Source organism: Pseudoalteromonas sp. Ld20, assembly GCF_045064175.1.
In the GTDB taxonomy this organism is placed as follows: Bacteria; Pseudomonadota; Gammaproteobacteria; order Enterobacterales; family Alteromonadaceae; genus Pseudoalteromonas; species Pseudoalteromonas neustonica.
This window is the reverse complement of sequence record NZ_JBISHB010000036.1, coordinates 107,341-127,891: the sequence shown is the minus strand read 5'-3', so window position 1 is coordinate 127,891 and position 20,551 is coordinate 107,341. Positions and strand designations below refer to the sequence as shown.

The 20,551-nt window shown below is 39.0% G+C and carries 20 protein-coding genes; 11 read left to right on the top strand and 9 right to left on the bottom strand.

The genetic code is table 11. The annotated features are described in order from the left end of the window. The first annotated feature begins 118 nt into the window (after positions 1–118). The 6 genes from pxpB (at position 119) to asnB (ending at position 5,948) form a co-directional block, all read left to right on the top strand. A complete protein-coding gene (gene pxpB, locus ACJJVX_RS13195; protein WP_405631909.1) occupies positions 119–784 on the top strand; it encodes a 5-oxoprolinase subunit PxpB in 666 nt (221 codons plus the stop codon). Beyond that, the gene (locus ACJJVX_RS13190) at positions 781–1,719 is read left to right on the top strand and encodes a biotin-dependent carboxyltransferase family protein (RefSeq protein WP_405631815.1); all 939 of its coding nucleotides are present in this window, start codon (positions 781–783) and stop codon (positions 1,717–1,719) included. The genes pxpB and ACJJVX_RS13190 overlap by 4 nt, the downstream gene beginning before the upstream one ends. A gap of 10 nt (positions 1,720–1,729) precedes the next feature. Beyond that, on the top strand, positions 1,730–2,437 hold the full coding sequence (locus ACJJVX_RS13185) for a DUF969 domain-containing protein (RefSeq protein WP_054203644.1): 708 nt from the start codon (positions 1,730–1,732) through the stop codon (positions 2,435–2,437). Then, entirely contained in the window at positions 2,434–3,459 is a 1,026-nt protein-coding gene (locus ACJJVX_RS13180) for a DUF979 domain-containing protein (RefSeq protein ID WP_054203643.1), read from the top strand. The genes ACJJVX_RS13185 and ACJJVX_RS13180 overlap by 4 nt, the downstream gene beginning before the upstream one ends. Then, a complete protein-coding gene (pcp, locus tag ACJJVX_RS13175; protein ID WP_405631812.1) occupies positions 3,452–4,120 on the top strand; it encodes a pyroglutamyl-peptidase I in 669 nt (222 codons plus the stop codon). Before ACJJVX_RS13180 ends, pcp begins: the two co-directional genes overlap by 8 nt. Positions 4,121–4,274: 154 nt before the next feature. Further along, complete coding sequence (gene asnB / locus ACJJVX_RS13170) at positions 4,275–5,948, top strand: asparagine synthase B (protein WP_054203642.1); 1,674 nt, start codon at positions 4,275–4,277, stop codon at positions 5,946–5,948. Between the two features lie 123 nt (positions 5,949–6,071). On the opposite strand, the gene ACJJVX_RS13165 is transcribed toward asnB, so the two are convergent. The 3 genes from ACJJVX_RS13165 to ACJJVX_RS13155 all read right to left on the bottom strand — a co-directional run bounded on the left by ACJJVX_RS13165 (position 6,072) and on the right by ACJJVX_RS13155 (position 8,296). After that, positions 6,072–6,548, bottom strand: a complete 477-nt coding sequence (locus ACJJVX_RS13165; protein WP_405631810.1) for a GreA/GreB family elongation factor — start codon at positions 6,546–6,548, stop codon at positions 6,072–6,074. A gap of 277 nt (positions 6,549–6,825) precedes the next feature. Then, entirely contained in the window at positions 6,826–7,494 is a 669-nt protein-coding gene (locus ACJJVX_RS13160) for a DUF2987 domain-containing protein (protein ID WP_405631807.1), read from the bottom strand. Continuing rightward, a complete protein-coding gene (locus tag ACJJVX_RS13155; protein ID WP_054203639.1) occupies positions 7,487–8,296 on the bottom strand; it encodes a glucosaminidase domain-containing protein in 810 nt (269 codons plus the stop codon). Before ACJJVX_RS13155 ends, ACJJVX_RS13160 begins: the two co-directional genes overlap by 8 nt. A gap of 169 nt (positions 8,297–8,465) precedes the next feature. On the opposite strand from ACJJVX_RS13155, the gene ACJJVX_RS13150 reads away from it, so the two are divergent. After that, positions 8,466–9,755: an anti-phage deoxyguanosine triphosphatase gene (locus ACJJVX_RS13150; protein ID WP_054453458.1), complete on the top strand. Its 1,290-nt coding sequence runs from the start codon at positions 8,466–8,468 to the stop codon at positions 9,753–9,755. A gap of 62 nt (positions 9,756–9,817) precedes the next feature. Here ACJJVX_RS13150 and ACJJVX_RS13145 read toward each other — a convergent pair whose 3' ends face one another. Then, positions 9,818–11,974, bottom strand: coding sequence for a prolyl oligopeptidase family protein (locus ACJJVX_RS13145; RefSeq protein WP_054203637.1), 2,157 nt, complete (start codon positions 11,972–11,974; stop codon positions 9,818–9,820). A 199-nt stretch (positions 11,975–12,173) separates the two neighbouring features. Here ACJJVX_RS13145 and ACJJVX_RS13140 point away from each other — a divergent pair, with 199 nt between their 5' ends. Both ACJJVX_RS13140 and ACJJVX_RS13135 read left to right on the top strand, forming a co-directional pair. Beyond that, entirely contained in the window at positions 12,174–12,503 is a 330-nt protein-coding gene (locus ACJJVX_RS13140) for a DUF962 domain-containing protein (RefSeq protein WP_054203636.1), read from the top strand. Positions 12,504–12,581: 78 nt separating this feature from the next. Continuing rightward, complete coding sequence (locus ACJJVX_RS13135) at positions 12,582–14,429, top strand: ABC transporter ATP-binding protein (RefSeq protein WP_054203635.1); 1,848 nt, start codon at positions 12,582–12,584, stop codon at positions 14,427–14,429. 71 nt (positions 14,430–14,500) lie between these two features. Here ACJJVX_RS13135 and ACJJVX_RS13130 read toward each other — a convergent pair whose 3' ends face one another. Then, positions 14,501–15,508: a rhodanese-related sulfurtransferase gene (locus tag ACJJVX_RS13130; RefSeq protein WP_054203634.1), complete on the bottom strand. Its 1,008-nt coding sequence runs from the start codon at positions 15,506–15,508 to the stop codon at positions 14,501–14,503. A gap of 210 nt (positions 15,509–15,718) precedes the next feature. Here ACJJVX_RS13130 and ACJJVX_RS13125 point away from each other — a divergent pair, with 210 nt between their 5' ends. Continuing rightward, a complete protein-coding gene (locus ACJJVX_RS13125; protein ID WP_054453526.1) occupies positions 15,719–17,047 on the top strand; it encodes a DEAD/DEAH box helicase in 1,329 nt (442 codons plus the stop codon). Positions 17,048–17,049: 2 nt separating this feature from the next. After that, on the top strand, positions 17,050–17,883 hold the full coding sequence (locus tag ACJJVX_RS13120) for a S1 RNA-binding domain-containing protein (protein WP_054203633.1): 834 nt from the start codon (positions 17,050–17,052) through the stop codon (positions 17,881–17,883). 10 nt (positions 17,884–17,893) lie between these two features. Here the strand turns inward: ACJJVX_RS13120 and ACJJVX_RS13115 are convergent, their stop codons facing one another. The 4 genes from ACJJVX_RS13115 to ACJJVX_RS13100 all read right to left on the bottom strand — a co-directional run bounded on the left by ACJJVX_RS13115 (position 17,894) and on the right by ACJJVX_RS13100 (position 20,540). Beyond that, positions 17,894–18,268, bottom strand: a complete 375-nt coding sequence (locus tag ACJJVX_RS13115) for a hypothetical protein (protein ID WP_054203632.1) — start codon at positions 18,266–18,268, stop codon at positions 17,894–17,896. 98 nt (positions 18,269–18,366) lie between these two features. Continuing rightward, entirely contained in the window at positions 18,367–19,071 is a 705-nt protein-coding gene (pyrF, locus tag ACJJVX_RS13110) for an orotidine-5'-phosphate decarboxylase (protein WP_054203631.1), read from the bottom strand. Between the two features lie 48 nt (positions 19,072–19,119). Then, positions 19,120–20,256 carry a lipopolysaccharide assembly protein LapB gene (lapB, locus tag ACJJVX_RS13105; RefSeq protein ID WP_054203630.1) on the bottom strand — a complete coding sequence of 379 codons (1,137 nt, stop codon included), beginning with the start codon at positions 20,254–20,256 and terminating at the stop codon, positions 19,120–19,122. A 2-nt stretch (positions 20,257–20,258) separates the two neighbouring features. Then, on the bottom strand, positions 20,259–20,540 hold the full coding sequence (locus ACJJVX_RS13100) for a lipopolysaccharide assembly protein LapA domain-containing protein (protein ID WP_054203629.1): 282 nt from the start codon (positions 20,538–20,540) through the stop codon (positions 20,259–20,261). Positions 20,541–20,551 lie beyond the last annotated feature (11 nt).

The window sequence follows — 20,551 nt, the reverse complement described above, 5'->3', positions numbered from 1 at the left end:
CTCGTAATTATACACTTAACAGGTACTTAAAAAGGAGTATGCTAATCGTATTGTTATAAACATTTACCTTCGAGTGTGCTAGCTTGCTGGTATGATCTACTAATAAAAATAATTAATGATGGACAAAAAAGACCAACCAACCATCCATATTCTAAGCAACTCAAGCGTACTTTTTGACGCCACTACCCTACTTGGCGATAAACTGGCCATTCAAAAACGTATCTGGGCCTTAGCATCACAGTGCAAAAAAACCTATCAATGCATTGATATTGTCCCGGCAATGAACTCTTTAACTCTTTATTTTTCAAATGAAACTAAATTCATTGATTTAAAAGAGCAATTATTAAATAGCTGGAAAACACTCCAACCGGAGGACTTTAAAGGACGCCATCACAAACTAATAACGCGTTATGGCGGTGAAAACGGACCTGATATTGAACACGTAGCGCGTTTTCATAATATGCACACTGAAGATGTTATCGCACGCCACTCTAGCGTGCACTATCAGGTTTTATTTCTTGGCTTTCAGCCCGGTTTTACTTACCTACATGGCTTAGATACGCAATTACATACACCTCGACGAAGTGAGCCAAGAACCCATGTTCCAAAAGGTTCGGTTGCAATTGGTGCCGATCAAACGGGTGTTTATCCAGCTGACTCCCCTGGTGGCTGGCATATTATTGGTCATACTGATTTTACTTTGTTTGATTCAAACCAAAGCGTGCCCAGCATTATCAACCCAGGCGATACCATTGAGTTTATTGCGAAGGACATTGCATCATGATCACAGTAAACAAACCGGGTATGCAAATGACGATTCAAGATTTAGGCCGTAATGGGTATCGTCATATTGGCGTTGCTCGTTCAGGTGCTTTAGATCCCTATGCCATGATCATCGCAAACCGACTACTTAACAACCCCGATAATACACCTGTCATTGAGATCACTCTTGGACTTGCGCAACTTACGTTTACAACCGATTGCGTAGTCGCATTAACGGGCGCTGATATGAAAGCCACATTGGCCAATTCTCCATTGGCACCTGGGTGGACATACCAAATAAAAGCGGGCCAAAAATTATGCTTTGCCACATCTCGAAGTGGTTTTAGAGCCTATTTAGCTGTTAAGGGCGGTATAGTGTGCAGTCCTACAATGGGGTCATGCGCGACTGATGTAGCAGCCCAGTTTGGTGGATTAACCGGTCGCGCCTTACAAGCTGGAGATCACATCCCTATAACCCCTTATAATGGTATTTGGTCACAAAGAGGGGCAATTTCACCAGCGGCAAGACAACATATTAGAGTTCATTCAAGTCCACATAAACACTTACTAACTGAACAATCTTTAACAGCATTTTGCCAAACAACATGGCATATAAGCCCTAATAGTAACCGAATGGGTTTACGTTTAAAAAATCAAGCTTGTGATTTAACACACATTCGTTCGCTCCCTTCTTTAGCTGTGGGCCCTGGCAGTATTCAACTTCCGCCCAGTGGTGAGCCAATAGTACTTTTAAATGATGCGCAAACAACGGGAGGATACCCATTGTTGGGTACTGTTATTAGTGCTGATTTACATCAGTTTGCTCAGTTAAAACCCGGTGATACAGTAAAATTTAGTTATGTAGATTTAGCCGTCGCAGCACAAGCTCAGTCAAAATTAAATGCCCATCTGCAACAATTAAAACTTGCGCTAAACACATTAAAAATAAAGAGGTAGGAATTATAGTATGTTTGAACTTAATTTTTGGCCACTCATTGGTATACCAGTTGTTGTGCTAGGTTTTGCATTGCGCTTTAACCCCTTAATGGTCGTAACGATCGCTGGTATTGCAACAGGCTGGGCGGTTAATTTAGATATCATCACTTTGTTGCAAACTTTTGGTGAGAAATTTATGAACTCGCGTCAGCTTGCTAGTTTCATTTTAATCTTACCCGTCATTGCTTTACTTGAACGTTATGGCCTGCAGCAACACGCTAAAAATTGGATAGCAAAAATAAAAAGCGCCACTAGCGCACGCATATTGGCCTTATACTTCATTGTTCGTGAGTGCTCTGCTGCTCTTGGTTTATTAAGCCTTGGCGGTCAAGCACAAACTGTTCGTCCATTATTGGCTCCAATGGCATTAGGGGCTGCGACGAATAAATATGGTGAATTACCAAAACCAATTAAGGACATGATCAGTGCGCATGCTGCGGCTGTTGATAATATTGCAATGTTCTTTGGTGAAGATATTTTTATTGCTTTTGGCGCAGTACTTTTAATGGATGCTTTTTTAAAAGAAAATGGGATCGCAGGTATCGAACCATTGCACATCGGTTTATGGGCAATCCCTACGGCTATTGCTGCACTGATTATTCACCTATTTAGATTATCTCGCCTAGAAGCAAAAATTGCCTTAGCCGTTGCCGCACACAAACAGCAGGAAGCAATATGAGTAAAGTATCAACAACGGATATAAGCAGCTCAAGCACTGCGATAATTACCATAGAAAACATTTATTTATTGATTGGTATCATTGTAATGTTCTTAGTCGTACGCACGTTACAAGATAAAAACCACCCGAAAAGACTCACTACAGCACTATTTTGGTTTTTATTCGGAAGTAGTTTTTTATTTGGTGATTTGTCTATTGCCATATTAGGTGGAGCCACTACTTATTTATTAGTTGGGGTGAGCGTAATATTAATTGCTCTTCTGGCAGGGTTTAATCTTGTTAGTATGGGCAGTTATAAACCTCTAACAGAGCGACAACAAACTGAGTCTGCCTCACGTCTTGGCAATAAGTTATTTATTCCTGCATTAATGATCCCCGTAATCACTGTATTACTTACAGTATCATTTGATGGGGTCGCTATAGGTGATTATTACTTACTAGACCAACGCCATCTAACGCTAGCGTCTTTGACAGCAGCCTGTATTTTTGCACTTTTAATTGGCTGGAAAATTACAGGAGGTAACCCTGTTGAAGCGATCACTGAGTCTCGCCGACTGGTTGATTCAATTGGTTGGGCTGCTATTTTACCGCAAATGTTGGCCATGCTTGGCGGCGTATTTATTGTGGCGCAAACAGGCGATTCTATCAAAGAATTAGTCACTTTGTTTATTGCACCCGAAAATCGTTTTATGTTGGTGGTTTTGTATTGTGTTGGCATGGCATTATTTACCATGATAATGGGCAATGCATTTGCCGCATTTCCGGTGATGACCGCAGGTATTGCAATGCCATTTCTAATTGAAGGTCACGGCGCTAACCCTGCACCATTAGTAGCAATTGGTATGTACAGTGGTTACTGCGGCACGTTAATGACGCCCATGGCAGCAAACTTTAATATTATCCCTGCTGCATTGCTCGACTTAAAAGACAAATACCATGTTATAAAGGTGCAAATACCCACTGCACTGACCTTGTTAACTGTTAATATTATTTTAATGTATATGGTGATTTTTAATGACTAAACTAACATCGAGTATGCCGTGTGTGATTATCACCGGCTTTGAACCATTTGGTGGCGAATCAATTAATCCCTCATGGCAAGCTGTAAATAAACTAGGCGATGACTTAATTGCTAAGCATCGAGTGATTGCTTTAGAGCTACCGTGTGAATTTGACCGCTCATTAGATATGCTTTACAAAGCGATAGAACAGCATCACCCCGTATTAGTGTTATGTGTTGGTCAAGCAGGTGGGCGCAGTGAAATAAGCATAGAGCGTATTGCCATTAATATTGATGATGCCCGCATTGCAGATAACGCCAACACTCAGCCTATTGATAAACCAGTGATTGAAGATGCTCCAGCGGCTTATTTTACAAACCTCCCCATTAAACGCATGCTCGTCGACTTACAAAAAAGCCATATCCCGGCTGCTATCTCTAATTCTGCAGGGACGTATGTCTGTAATCATGTTATGTATGGCTTATTACACTATATTGCAGAGTATGAACCGCAGCTCAAAGGCGGCTTTATTCATATACCGTATTTACCAAGCCAAGCGGTGCACCACCACGGTGCACCAAGTATGAGTGAAGATACCGTCATCAATGCTCTAAAAGTACTGATTACGGCAGCGTTGAGTACAAAAAAAGACGTTAAGGTGGCCGCAGGCACTACACACTGATCATTGTGGTGCACTGCAGTTCATTGTGGTGCATAAATTATTCTTTAAATATTGTAAAAGCTATGTGACTTAGTTAATTGTTTCTGTTAAAACAAAGGTTAGCGCTTAGGAAAATGTACCTATGCTACACACATGATAGGAATGAGGAGTTACTATGTGTTCAATTTTTGGTGTATTAGACATAAAGTCTGATGCCACACAATTGCGTAGTCAAGCAATTGAAATGTCAAAATTACTGCGTCATCGCGGCCCTGATTGGTCAGGTGTCTATTCATCTGACAAAGCGATTTTAGTCCACGAGCGTTTAGCTATCGTAGGTGTATCTAGTGGAGCGCAGCCACTATATAACCCAGAGAAAACCCATATTCTTGCAGTGAACGGTGAAATTTATAATCATAAAGAACTCGCTGCTCAACTTGAAACTGACTTTACGTTTCAAACACAATCAGATTGCGAGGTTATTCTTGCGCTATACAAACAAAAAGGCCCCGACTTTTTAGATGATTTAAACGGAATTTTTGCTTTTTGTTTATACGATGAAGAGCAAGACGCTTATTTAATTGGCCGTGATCACATTGGTATTATCCCGCTTTATACCGGCCATGATGAACATGGTAATTTTTATGTTGCCTCAGAGCTCAAAGCACTGTCACCTATTTGTAAACACATAGAAGAATTCCCTCCAGGGCATTTTTTATGGAGTAAAGATGGCGCGCTCACAGCTTATTACCAACGTGATTGGGAAACATTCGACGCAGTTAAAAATAATAGCGCAAAAGCAGAAGACGTAAAGGATGCGCTTGAAGCAGCCGTTAAGCGTCAATTAATGTGCGATGTACCATACGGTGTTTTACTCTCAGGTGGATTAGACTCATCGGTGATCTCAGCCATAACTCAGCGATTTGCCGCAAAACGCATAGAAGACAACGACGAAAGTGATGCATGGTGGCCAAAATTACATTCATTCTCTGTTGGTCTTGAAGGATCACCAGATTTAGCGGCTGCACAAAAAGTAGCTGATATGATTGGCACAGTGCATCACCCTATTCACTTTACAATTCAAGAAGGGATAGATGCATTAAAAGAGGTTATTTACCATATTGAAACCTACGACGTAACAACTATACGCGCTTCGACGCCTATGTATTTAATGGCACGTCAAATAAAAGCAATGGGTATTAAAATGGTACTTTCAGGTGAAGGGGCCGATGAACTATTTGGTGGCTATTTATACTTCCATAAAGCACCTAATGCGCAAGAATTTCATGAAGAGCTAAATCGTAAAGTATCTAAACTGCATATGTTTGATTGCCTACGTGCTAATAAATCAATGGCAGCTTGGGGCGTAGAAGCGCGCGTGCCATTTCTTGATAAAGAATTTGTTGATGTAGCCATGCGAATAAACCCAGAAGCCAAAATGTGTGGCAATGGCAAAATCGAAAAACATATTTTACGTGAAGGTTTTGAAGGTTATTTACCTGACGAAGTACTATGGCGTCAAAAGGAACAATTCTCTGACGGTGTAGGCTATAACTGGATTGATACCTTAAAAGAGTTTGTTGCTGAGCAAGTGAGCGATCAAGACTTAGCGAATGCTAAGTTTAAATATCCAATAAATACCCCTGATTCTAAAGAAGCCTATTTTTACCGGACTATCTTTGAATCACATTTTCCGGGAGACGCAGCCGCTAAGTGTGTGCCTCATGGTAAATCAGTGGCCTGCTCTACGCCTGAAGCGCTAGCATGGGATGCTTCATTTCAAAATAATGCAGATCCATCAGGACGAGCTGCGGGTATACATAACGACGCCTACACGCAAAAAAGCTAGGTATATACCCAAATCACCTCAAGATGTGAGGTGGTTTGAGTATATTGTTTCCGACTTAATTTAAGTTGAACTCTGGTAATGTCCCCACTTGCCATAGTTCAACTTAACTAAAACAATAATTTTTTATGCGATAGAAGCAACGCACAACAAACGTGTTTTTTCACCCGCACTAAATGAAACATCATCACCTACTTCTTTATTCAATAGGGCTTTACCAAGCGGCGATAATGGTGTGAGAACATAAACAGAAATGCTTTTAATCGTCACTTTTAAGCCACCTGAATAAGGCCCGATAAAATACCAATTAAGTACATCATCTTCATCACTTAAGCATACTAAAGACCCTATTATCACCTTCGTCGATGAGGGTTCTTTAAAGGCTTTTTCGAATGCTTTAATACTCATATGGCATTCATTCACACGCTGCGCTTGCCCTTGCGCTAAATACGCTGCTTCAAGCCCTAGCGTATCATATTTGTTTTCTGCAACATTTTCTTCGTGAGTGGCAGTATCGTGAGCCGTTTTAGCCGCGGCTTGTGCTGTGGTTAATTGCGCTTCAAGAGCAAAACGTAGGTGTTCTATAACATGGGCTTTATTCATAGTCTGTGTTCATACGTGCTATAAAAATCAATAATATCTCTATTTTAACGTGCTTTGAGTGCGTTGTAACTGAATTGACAAAAATGACTGATACCTTACCTAGTTGTATCGAAATAGCACTGTTAGTGATATTCGTAGATTAAGTAAATTATTGGTTGATATCTTTTAGGGGTATTTATTACATGATTTAAGTAACCAAAATCAATATGATACTAAACGAAAGAGGCTTAAGCAGATAAAATAATTAAGCACTGCACACAGTGCTTAATAAAATAAGTTAATTGGCTATCCAAGGAGTGACTCTAACAAGCGTTGCGGTGATATTAAACGCTGTTTTATCGCCTTCCCACTCGTCAGAGATAGCGACATGGCAAACCACACCTTCACATGTAAAGGCAGGATCAGCAACTACGATAGGTTCTGCAAACGTCAACACAACACCTTTTTGTTCCGGTAATAAAAAGCTCATTAATTTACTAATGAAAAAACCTGACAAGTTAGATAGTAATTCATCAAACTCTTGATCAAGTTGATAAAGATGCTTTTTATTTAAATAGCTTGCGTTAAATTCACGCGCTTCTATTTGTAATTTTAATTGGCAATCATGATTGTCATTTTGTGGTTCAATGACAACGACCGCTTTATCAGAATCTAGTTGTTTATCAAACGGTAATAGCATTTGAGCTTGATCGGTGTAGTTTAACGGGAACTCCTGTCGCTCAGTAATAATACTCCCAGTTTTAATTAAACAGGCATCATTTGTTGCAATGTCTGTGATATAGAAATTAACTTGCGCAAACTGAAAGTCCCCTTTGTTTACCACTTTTAAACGGTCATAAAAGCCATCATAAGAAACAACAAACTCTTTGGCGTTAATACTAAAAGTACCTAACAGCATGAATGTAATAATAATATAACGGGGAAGGCTGAACATTAACTTATTCATCAAAATACGCTCGGTTTTGGTTTATCATTTGGTTTAATTCCTCAATGTATGCTTCTCTTCGTTCTGAATACGATATTAAACCATAGGTTAACTTTGTTGCAGATACAGGTTTTTGTTGGCGACGTAAATCAGCACGAATCGAGCGTAATTCTTTATATGCACCATGCGTGTTAATATTTTTAAAATATGAGTTTACCGCTGCACGAACTGATTTAAATGCTGCAACTTCATGTTTTGCTTCGGCATTACGTCTATTTGGTACCATGCCACAGCCTTTACTGTAACACCACTGGCCAAAAAAATTCAATCCAATACGGGCAAATCGTGATGTTCCCCACGCAGATTCGTTGGCTGCCTGCATTAGTGCCAATTCTTTTGGAATAATATCAACACGGCGTAAGGCTTGATTTAAAGACAAACTATTAATCGTGTCAGGCAATTTATAGCTATTTAAAATTGCTTTTACTTGCTTGGTTTGTTTCTCATTAAGGGGCTCATCGTATTGCAACATCATTAACGCAATTTCTAATGTTGCGCGTTGCTGGCGAATTTTTTTATTTTCAGCCTCAATATGTGGGCGAATAAAGTCGAAAAAAGCATGCTTTTTTTCTTTCACATCAGTGAAGCTGTCAAACTTAGGTAATTTTACCGAATGCAATGGCTTTTCTATTTTCTTAACGACAGGTTTTTTTTCTGCTGTCGTTTGTGGTTCGCTTAGCGAAGTTGGACGTTGTATAAATGGGTAACTTAATGCCCAGATAAAAAAGAGGCTCATTAGAAAACGAAAAACGTATTTAAGCATGTATCATCTCAAAAAAACTAGCAGTTATGCATGGTAAATACACATGCACTCGACAAATCATTATACCTAAGCATCTAAATAAAGGCGAATTAACACAATTGTTATAATTCAAAAATTTCAGCTACAATTCGCTCATCAAACGTGTAAGTTATTATTAGGTATTGAATTCATGAATTTAGACTGGCAAAAGCGTATTATTGATCAGCAAAAAAATCGACCAAATGATAACCGCTCGCCTTGGCAAGTTGATCGCTCTCGTATTATCCATGCAGCTGCATTTAGGCGCTTACAAGCTAAAACGCAAATAATGGGGATTGGCTTAAACGATTTTTATCGTACCCGCCTTACACATTCTTTGGAGGTTGCGCAAATAGGCAGCGGTTTGCTGCGTCATTTAAAAAATCAACATACAGATTTTCATCATTTCCCCACAACCAGTTTACTAGAGACCCTTTGCTTAGCACATGATATTGGTCACCCCCCCTTTGGCCATGGTGGTGAAATAGCGCTTAATTATATGATGCGTGATCACGGGGGCTTTGAAGGCAATGCACAAACGTTGCGTATAGTTGCTAAGTTAGAGCCATACAGTAATGGCCACGGTATGAACTTGACTCGCCGCACTTTACTCGGGTTCATCAAGTACCCAGCACTCATTGATGATTTATGGCATACAATCCCTTCGCACTCCACTAGTCAGCGATTTATTAAGGCCGATGATTGGCGCCCTGCTAAAGGCTTATACAGCGACGATAAAGAAATTCTACATTGGATAAAAGCCCCGCTATCAGTTCATGACCAAACGCTTTTAGCTAGCCACAAAAAAGTTGATAACTATCGTTCTAAAACTAATTATAAATCCCTTGATGCAGCGATTATGGAACTTGCAGATGATATTGCCTACGCAGTACACGACTTAGAAGATGCGATCGCAACACACACTCTGACTTTAACCGATTGGCAAAATCACGCCGTTCCTGCACTAACAGCCATTGACTCACCTTGGTTAAAAAGCAATTTAGCTTCGATAACTCAGCGCCTGTTTTCACCGTTTGATTATGAGCGTAAAGATGCCATAGGCGAACTGGTTAATACGTTTATTATTCATGCCCATTTAACAGAGCAAAACAGTGTGTTTGAATGCCCAATTTTACAAGTTGGTGTAGAGTTACCAGATCAATATGCTGGTGCACTTCAGGTACTAAAGCAATTTGTGTTTAATCAGCTAATTCGAGAGCCACATATGCAACAGATTGAATTTAAAGGCCAAAACTTACTAATTGAGCTATTCAATGCCTTTGCAAGTGATCCTTTACGATTATTGCCGATAACTACACAGCATATTTACTTACAAGCAAGTAAACAAAATCAAGGCATGCGAGTTATTTGTGATTACTTGTCTGGCATGAGTGATGAGTATGCGTATAAAACATACGAGCGACTTTTCTCACCAATTTAAGTTTTTAAATAAAAAAAGCCACTTACGACAAGTGGCTTTTATACTTATTTATTTTATAACGATTAAAGTGATTTAATGCCCATATTATAAAGGGTAAAACCATAGATATCTGCGTATTGATCAATGATTTTACTCGTTGGCGTGCCCGCACCATGACCTGCATTCGTTTCAATGCGGATAAAGTATGGATTTGCACCTGCGCCTTTTGCTTGTAATTCTGCCGCAAATTTGTATGAATGCGCAGGAACAACACGGTCATCATGATCGCCTGTGGTGATCATAGTAGCTGGGTATTTTACACCCGCTTTAACATTATGAACTGGCGAATAACCATGAAGGTAGTCGAACATTTCTTTACTTTGCTCACTTGTACCGTAGTCGTAAGCCCAACCAGCACCTGCAGTAAATGTATGGTAACGTAACATATCAAGCACGCCTACCGCCGGTAACGCAACTTTAAATAATTCAGGGCGCTGAGTCATAACAGCACCGACTAACAAGCCACCGTTTGAGCCACCACGAACAGCTAAATAGTCACTTGATGTGTATTTTTTCTCGTTAAGGTATTCAGCTGCAGCAATGAAGTCATCAAACACATTTTGCTTTTTCAGTTGCGTACCAGCGTCATGCCACTGCTTACCATATTCACCACCGCCACGGATATTTGCAACGGCGTAAACACCACCTTGCTCAAGCCATGCGGCTACAGTAGAACTAAAGCTTGGTGTTAAGCTTGCGTTAAAGCCACCATACCCGTACAAAATTGTTGGGTTAGTACCATCAAGTTTTACATCTTTTTTGTACGATATAATCATCGGTACTTTCGTGCCATCTTTTGATGTATAAAAAACTTGCTCTGACGTGTATTGCGCAGAGTCAAATTTTGCACCCGATTTACGATATACGTCAGATTGTCCTGTATTTACGTCAAACGAATAGGTATTTCCTGGTGTCGTATAATTTGCAAAAGAATAATATAAGGTACTGCTCTCTTTTTTACCACCAAAGCCACGTGCTGTACCAACACCCGGTAGGCTAATTTCACGTACCAACTTACCTGCTTTATCAAATTGTTTAACTTTTGAAATTGCATCTACCATGTATTTTGCAAAGAAAAAATCGCCGCCTTTTGACATACTTAAAACGTTGTCAGTTTCAGGGATAAGATCTTGCCAGTTTTCAGGTGTTGGGTTTGCAGCATCAACAGTAACTACTTTTTTGTTTGGCGCATTAAGATTAGTCACCAAATATAGTTTGCTACCGTCATTATCAAACACGTATGTATCTGAATCAGTGTGCCCTAATATCGTTACGAGTTTACTGTCAGGTTTTGTTAAATCTTTAATAAACAGTTTATTACCAGATGTTGATACACTGGCTGATATCACTAAATATTTATTATCTCGTGTTACTGATGCGCCAATGTAACGGTGTTTCTCGTTATCTGTACCACCAAAAATAAGTTCGTCTGCTGTTTGCGCAGTACCTAACTTATGATAGTAAACTTTATGTTGATCAGTCTTTGCTGATAACTCACTGCCTTTTGGTTTATCGTAGCTTGAGTAATAGAAACCATCGTTACCAACCCACGAAATACCGCTAAATTTAACATCGATTAACGCGCTTTCAATTTGTTCTTTTGTTTGGGTATTAATAATAATAACTTTGCGCCAATCACTGCCACCTTCCGAGATCTGATAAGCCGCTAATGAACCATCTTCAGAAAAAGTTAAGCCAGACATTGAAGTCGTACCATCTTCACTGAATTTATTCGGATCTAAAAACACCTCAGCATCACTTTCACCTTTACTGCGATAAAGGACATATTGATTTTGTAAGCCATCATTTTTATAAAAATACGTGTAATCGCCTTCGATAAAAGGGGCCGTCACTTTTTCATAATTCATTAATTTTTCAAGGCTGGCTTTTAATTTGTCGCGGTATGGAATATTTTCAAGGTACGAAAAAGTAAGGTTATTTTGTGTTTTAACCCAATCAGCCGTGTCACTGCTCATATCATCTTCTAACCAGCGGTAAGGGTCAGCCACTTTTTGATCAAAATAAACATCAACTACTTCACCCTTTTTCGTCTCAGGGTAAGTAACACTTTGTGCCTTTTGATCTTTGACCTGCGTATTTGTTGTCGCAGAACTTGATGTGTTGTCAGAACAACCACTGAGCGCAACAAGCACGGCGCAAGCTAAAACTTTTTTTAACATCGTATTATTTCTTATAGGACAATTTATTAGATCGAGTAACATATTTCCTTAGTGCCTCCTTGTCTAGCGTAATGCGACTAATAAAAGGCTAGACTGTAAATATATGTAAACCTATAACGGACATTTAGATGAACTTGTTTGCACTTTTAGTGCCATTGCGTTAACAATAAACACTTCACTTGAAGCTGGTATAAATATAATGAAAAAGCAAACCACAGAGCAAGGCACAATCCAATTTACTAACTTTAAAGACTTTTATCCCTATTATCTGCAAGAGCACACTAATACAACAAATAGACGTTTGCATTTTATTGGCAGTTGTTTAGTTGTCATAGCTATTTGCTACGCTTTGCTCACACTAAACCTCAAAGTATTTTGGTTATTACCCATTATTGGCTATGGTTTTGCTTGGGTTGGGCACTTTTTCTTTGAAAAAAACCGTCCCGCTACCTTTAAACATCCTCTCTATAGTCTGCTTGGTGATTGGGTGATGTTTAGAGATATACTAACAGGTAAAATTAAGTGGTAAATAAGACTTTAAATCCCCCTGTTTTTGTCCCTTTTCAATGATATAGTGAAGGTCATTTTTACTATTTAAGATATTAAAATGTATCGATTATTTGAGCGGATGACTAAGCCGTTCCCTGAAGATAAACCAACGCAACCGCCCTCAACCTTATTTGCCTTTTGCCGCCATTATACAAAAGGTATGGAACTGTCGCTCGTTTTCATGTCACTTAGTGCTGCGCTGCTCGCTATTTTAGAAGTATCGCTGTTCAGTTATATGGGGCAATTAGTTGATTGGCTAAGTATTCACACACCCGAAACATTATTTGTTGAGCAAAAATCTGAACTTATTAAAATGGCTGTGGTGCTATTAATTATTTTACCACTGGTGGTCTTTTTTCATTCAGCAATATTACACCAAGCTCTATTGGGTAATTACCCAATGTCAATCAGGTGGTTAGCTCATCGTTATTTACTACGTCAAAGTGTCAGTTTCTATCAAAATGAGTTTTCAGGAAGAATTGCAACCAAAGTAATGCAAACCTCTCTTGCTGTGCGCGAAACGGTGATGAAGTTACTTGATGTACTGATGTACATTGTGGTGTATTTTAGCGCTATGGTATTTTTAGTTGCCGCGGCAGATTGGAGACTGATGATCCCACTGCTGGTATGGCTTACATTTTATACCCTAATACAGCTTTATTTTGTGCCAAAACTCAAAAAAATAGCCAGCTCGCAAGCCGATGCCCGCTCAGAAATGACAGGTCGTATTGTCGACAGTTACACCAATATTTCTACCATTAAGCTTTTCTCTTACACACAACGTGAAGAACAATACGCCAAAGACAGCATGGATGTTTTTTTACAGCCAGTTTATAAACAAATGCGTTTGGTCACGAGCTTAAATTTTGCGATTCAATCCCTTAACTACCTTTTAGTGTTCAGCGTCGCTGCATTATCTTTGTATTTATGGTCGTTAAGTGCCATTAGTGCCGGTGCTATTGCGATAGCAGTAAGTTTATCACTGCGATTAAATGGTATGGCCCAATGGATAATGTGGGAGATTAGTGGTTTGTTTGAAAACATAGGCACTGTTGCTGATGGCATGAAAACACTTTCAAACCCTATTGACGTTGACGATGCCCCAGATGCTCATACTCTTAATGTGAGTGATTGTGTTATAAATTTTGAAAACGTGCATTTTAATTACGGTAAAGCTGCCAATGAAACAAATAGAGGCCCTGTGATCAATGGTCTCGATTTAAATATCAAAGCAGGCGAAAAAATAGGCTTAGTTGGTCGTTCCGGTGCGGGCAAATCAACCTTGGTTAATTTACTGTTGCGTTTTTACGATGTTGACAGTGGAGCTATTAAAATTGATGACCAAGATATTTCAAAGGTCAGCCAAGAAAGCTTACGCAAACACATTGCAATGGTCACTCAGGACACGTCATTACTACACCGCTCTGTTAAAGAAAATATCTTATATGGTCGCCCTGATGCGAGTGACCAAGAGATGTTAAACGCTGCAAAGCAGGCTAAAGCCCTCGAATTTATAGATGACCTTGAAGATAGCCAAGGTAACAAAGGTTTTGCAGCACAAGTGGGTGAGCGCGGTGTTAAACTCTCGGGCGGGCAACGCCAACGTATTGCGATCGCACGCGTACTCCTAAAAAATGCACCTATCCTTATTTTAGATGAAGCTACAAGCGCACTTGATTCTGAAGTTGAAGCTGCAATTCAAGCAAGCCTTGATGATTTAATGACAGGTAAAACAGTAATTGCAATTGCACACCGTCTTTCAACGATCGCTCAAATGGACAGACTCATTGTACTTGATGAAGGCGGTATTGTTGAGCAAGGTAGTCATGATGAATTACTCGTTCAAAATGGGATTTATGCTGCGTTATGGGCACATCAAACGGGTGGATTTATTGGGGTTGAATAGAGTACTAAAATGTCCGAATGATAAAAAAGAGCCTTAGTGGCTCTTTTTATCATTATTAATAAGTGGTTAGATTATTTACCGCGTTGCGCATCTTTTTGTGCTTTTTTAGCATCTTTGCGTTTTTGTAAAACCGCTTGCGCTTCATTACCTATATGACCTTCACCACGCGCTTGTGCCAGCTCAATTTGCTTTTGGCGCTCTGCAAATCGTTCTCTTTGTTCATCTGTAACGTTGTCAATACAGTGATGACACGATACACCTTCCATATACTCTGATTTTAGTTTTTCAGCCTCTGTGATTGGCATACGACAAGCATGGCATTGATCATACGAACCTTTTTGTAAGTCGTGATCCACCGCAACGCGGTTATCAAAGACAAAACATTCACCTTCCCACATTGTTTCTTCTTTTGGCACTTCTTCTAAGTATTTTAAAATGCCGCCTTCGAGATGATATACATCTTCAAAGCCTTGCTCTTTCATATAAGCCGTTGATTTTTCACAGCGAATACCACCCGTACAAAACATCGCTACTTTTTTATGTTTTGTAGGGTCTAAGTTTTCCTTTGCCCACTGCGGGAACTCGCGAAATGTTTTAGTATTTGGATCAACGGCATTTTGGAAAGTACCGATTTCAATTTCATAGTCATTTCGGGTATCAACTAGAATAACCTCAGGGTCTGAAATCAACGCATTCCAATCTTGTGGCTTGACGTAACTGCCAACAACTTTGAGCGGATCAACACCTTCAACACCCATAGTCACGATTTCTTTTTTAAGCTTTACTTTCGTACGATAAAATGGGCATTCATCATCAAACGACTCTTTACTCACAATGTTATCGAGGTTTGGTTGAGTATCAAGCCACGATAGTAAATTATCGATACCTTCGCGCTTAGCTGATACTGTGCCATTAATCCCTTCAGCAGCAATTAATAAAGTACCGCGTACTTCATTGGCTTCCATTACATCTAAAAGTGGTTGACGAAGTGCTTCAAATTCAGGGAGTGCAACAAATTTATACAGCGCGCATACAACAAAGTGCTCACTGGTGACATTATCTTTATGTACTGCAGTCATGGGTATTCCTATTTTGCTTTAGCCGTTATTGGCGGTAACCGAATCGTAAATCCGGCGCATTGGGGCGCATATTTTACGCATTTTACGGTTAAATGCAAAAAAAGCAGTGATAAACAGGTTTTTACTGTCGGCCAAGCACTCTACTACGCTATAATAGCGACATTATTGTTGGCTTATACCCAATTAATTGCTCATTTGGAGAAATACACTTTGCACTTTACTGATCTTGGGATTGATACTCGCCTTGAAACACAATTAGCTCATCAAGGGATCACCCAGCCTACAGATATTCAAGCCCATGCAGTGCCAACAGCACTTGCAGGTCATGACATTTTCGCTCAGTCTAAAACTGGGTCAGGCAAAACCTTAGCTTTTTTACTCCCAGCAGTTCAACGAGTCATGAAGCAAAAAGCGCTCAGTAAACGCGATCCTCGAGTACTTATCGTCGCGCCTACTCGCGAACTTGCTACACAAGTATTTACTCAGCTTCGACTTTTAATTGCGGGTACTAATATTAAAGCGGTAAAAATACTAGGCGGTGAGAATTTTAATGATCAAATTAAAGCTCTTCGTAATGATCCACAATTCGTTATTGCAACACCTGGACGTTTAGCTGATCACATAACAAAACGCTCATTACAATTAAGTGGCCTTGAATTACTTATTTTTGATGAAGCAGACCGAATTTTAGATTTAGGTTTCACCGAACAGCTAAAAATGATCAATGAACAAGCGGATCATCGCCTGCGTCAAACCTTATTGTTTTCTGCAACACTTGATCATGCCCAAGTTGATGCGCTATCACGTAATTTATTAAAAAAGCCAAAACAAATTACGCTCAGTGCCGCTAACGAACAACATTCAGACATTAAGCAAAGTTTATTTTTAGCTGATCACCTTGATCACAAAGAAGCATTGCTTGAGCACTTTTTAAAGCAAGATGATGTGGGCCAATGTATTATTTTTACAGCAACCCGTGCGGATACAAGCCGTTTAAGTGATGCGCTCAATGCAAAAGGATTTAAAGCACAAGCCTTAGCAGGTGACCTTGCACAAAATAAACGTCTTGAGATTATGGACAGCTTTAGTCGTGAAAACTTTAAGATTTTGATTACAACAGATGTCGCATCCCGCGGCCTTGATTTACTCAGTGTCACACACGTAATTAATTTTGATTTACCTAAACACGCTGAAGAGTATGTTCATCGTATAGGCAGGACAGGTCGTGCAGGTTTTAAAGGCACTGCAATTTCACTCGTTGGACCTAAAGATTGGTTAAGCTACAAAGCAATTAAAGCTTTTTTAAATGATGAACTTGAGTTTCATACCATCGAAGGGCTTAAAGGTAAATTTAAAGGTCTCCGCGAACCAAAACCTGATGCTATTTGGGCTAAAGAGCAAGATAAAGCAAAACCAAAAGCAAAGGTAATGACCAAGCGTAAGTCTAAGTCTAAAAAGCCACAAGCACCGATTAAAGCCCCCCTTAATATTGATGGCGATGCCCCAATGCGCCGTCGTAAAAAGCCAGAACAGGAATAATTATGAGTTACCTCGGAACCACCCAAACACTATTCGTTAATGAAGTAAGTAACGAAGGCGCGTACCTTGATGGTCATGACCTAGGCGAGGTTTTCTTACCAAGTAATGAAATCAAATATGAATTAGAAGCTGGCGATAGTATCAGCGTATTCATTTTCTTAGATAATGCTAACTTAGCAACAGCAACAACTAAAAAGCCATTAGCACAAGTGGGTGAGTACGCCCTGCTTCGCGTAAAAGAAATGAACAGCATTGGTGCTTTTTTAGATTGGGGTCTTGAGAAGGATGTACTTGCACCATTTAACGAACAAAAACCTAGAATGCAAGAAGGCTATTCTTATTTAGTTCGTTTGTACTTAGATAATGCAAGTGGCCGTATTTGTGCTTCAAATAACTTTAATCGCTTCATCAATAAAACTGAACCAGAATATACACCACTGCAAGAAGTACAATTGATTGTCGCCGGTAAAACGGATATTGGCTATAAAGTGTTAATTGAAGAAGCACATTATGGCGTAATTTTTTACAACATGGTGTTTAAAAACATGTTTGTTGGCCAGCGCTTAACTGGTTTTATTCAAAAAGTACGTGAAGACGGAAAAATTGACGTCATTCTTGAAAAACCAGGAATGGGAAAGGTAAGTGACCTTGGTGAAAAAATAATGGATAAATTAAAAGCCGAGGGTGGTGTCATTGCACTTGGCGATAAATCAGATCCAGAAGTAATCAAAAAAGTTTTTTCAACCAGCAAAGCTAATTATAAAAAAGCGATTGGTGGTTTATTTAAGCAAGGTTTAATTGATATAGAAGCAAAAGCAATTCGCTTAAAAGCTTAAATAACAAAAACTAACCCACTAAATTTTTATAGGGCAAGGTACACTGTTTGTAATCTTGCCCATACTCATCTAAATCTTCTTTATTTTCAATATTAAATGGCGCTAAACGTAAAACTTTTACCTCACATTTATCCTTAGCAAGATCATGAGCTGAAATACATTCTGAAACATCACTTTTCATTTGGGTTAATCTTTCTTCATTCTTCTCGCATACATGATGGATATATTTAACAAGCGTTAGCTTAAAGTCAACGAGATTGACAGGATAAATATTGAATGCATCGCTCACATTTGATGAATCATCAAATGAATTAGCAGAAACCCCATATTTATTAACCGAAAAATAGATAACAAACAACAAAATAGAAGTAATAATATATTTCATAAAAAGCCCATACAACAAACTAATATAGGCTAATATAACAGATCAGTTATAAATTGTAATTAAAAACATTGGTACTAAAGTATAGGTAAAAGTTAATTTTAAGAAATCGAATTATTAACATTTATCAAAACAGAAACAGGATCATCTGCTTGCGTTATAGGACGACCGATAACTAGATAGTCACTACCATCGTCAATAGCTTGTTTTGGTGTCATTATCCGCTTCTGATCACCTGCTGCGCTGCCTTCTGGGCGAATACCAGGTGTAACAAGTTTAAAGTCACTTCCTAATATTGATTTTAGTTGTTTGGCTTCTTGTGCTGAGCACACAACGCCATCTAACCCCGACTCTTTAGCCAGTTTTGCTAAATAAACTACCTGTTCAGCAGGTGTTTTATCAATACCGAGTCTTTTTAATTCGGCACTATCCATACTTGTTAATACTGTAACTGCAATTAATAATGGCGCTTCATCACCAAATTGTTCAAGTGCTTGCTTCGCTTTAGTCATCATTTCAACACCGCCACTGGCATGAACATTAACCATCCAAACACCCATTTTTGCAGCCGCCGTTACCGCTTTTGCAACCGTATTAGGAATATCATGAAACTTCAAATCTAGAAATACATCAAAACCTAAATCAATGAGTTCTTTAACAAAAGCAGGCCCAAAGTAAGTAAACATTTCTTTGCCAACCTTTAAGCGGCAAGTATCTGGTGATAATTGTTTAACGAAATTTAAAGCTGTTTGTTGATCATCATAATCGAGGGCGATAAGAACTTTTTTTGAATGTTCGAGAGACATAACTTTCCTAAAACTAATTGTAGAAGTAAGTGAATATTTTATAGAAAACTAAAAACCGTCTAAACCACGGCTTGGTACAATGGTTTCCCAATGTTTACACGATGGACAAACCCAATAAATTGTATGGCTGGTGAAACCACAGTGTTGACATTGAAAATCTGGTTTTGTGGCAATATAAGAGGTGACTAACTTATCGATTTGATCAAGCACATCTTTAATATCTGTATTTTGTTTAGCAAGAAGCTGTAATAAAAAACTAAAACCGCGAATTGTAGGTTGACGCTTTAAGCTATCAGTTAAAAATTTAATTGCTTGATCTGTGTGCCCTTGCTCAAGTAATGCTTGGCAATGTTTTATTTTTATCAACACCCCGCCCTTATCAAGCAATTGTAAAAGTAACGCATGAAATTGCTCAGTCAACTTTAACTGATTATAGCTGTGAGCAAGATCATCAATAAATAAAGGAGCAAAAAAAGTAAAAGTACATATCAGCTCACGCCAATAATAAATCGCTTTTACATAATCCTCTTTTGCATAAGCAGACTTACCTAATTCATACAAAGGGCGAATTGCTTTATGATTTAGACTAATAGCTTTGCGCATAACTTGTGGGTCGTTATCTATTAACGCAGCCTCACAATAAAAATTGGCTATGGCTTTAAAGTGCTGTGGCTTTGAAAATAAGTCGCTGTGAGCCTCGAACATATTAATACCTTTTTCCCATTCACGTGTTTGTGAATATAAATTAAGTATCGGTTCTAATGCATCACTGTGGTTTGCTTTTATCAACCACACTAAATGCTCTTCGGCGCCATCAAGCAAACCCGCCATAATATAATCTTCGGCAAGTTCAAGTCGGCTACTGGCAGCTTGTTGTTCATTAAGGCTTGGGTGTTTAAGCAGCAGTTCGTGAATTTTTATCGCGCGGTCTAACTCGCCTCGACGGCGAAACATAGTCGCAAGTGTAGAATAATGTTCAACAGAGTCAGCTGATACCTCAAGCAAGTTAATTAGATGCTCAAGACCTTGATCTTCTTCTCTGTCGAGTAAAAACTTTAAGCCTTTACTGTATTCAGACGTGATCTGACGATTTAGCTGATGAGCTTGGTTTTTAGCACTGTTCTTACCCATTATCCAGCCATAACCAGCCGCAACAGGCAAAAGTAAAAACAAAAGCTCAATCATAATTAAGAATCTTTATTAGCTACGAGCTTATTTTTATTTTTTTCAGGTGCTAATTTTTTTTTCAAACGGTAGTTTTGCCACTTCAATTGTGAAAACAACTTAAAGCTTATAAAGCAACCGATCACGACACCTAAAGCAAAACAGATACTTATAATCATTGCGAGGGGTAACGTATTACTGGCAATAATATAATTGATTTTCACCAAGTGCGGATTTTGCGAACCAAGTACAAATGCAAAAATTAGGCATATTGCTACCAGAATAATTTTTAATACCCTAAACAAGTAACTACTCC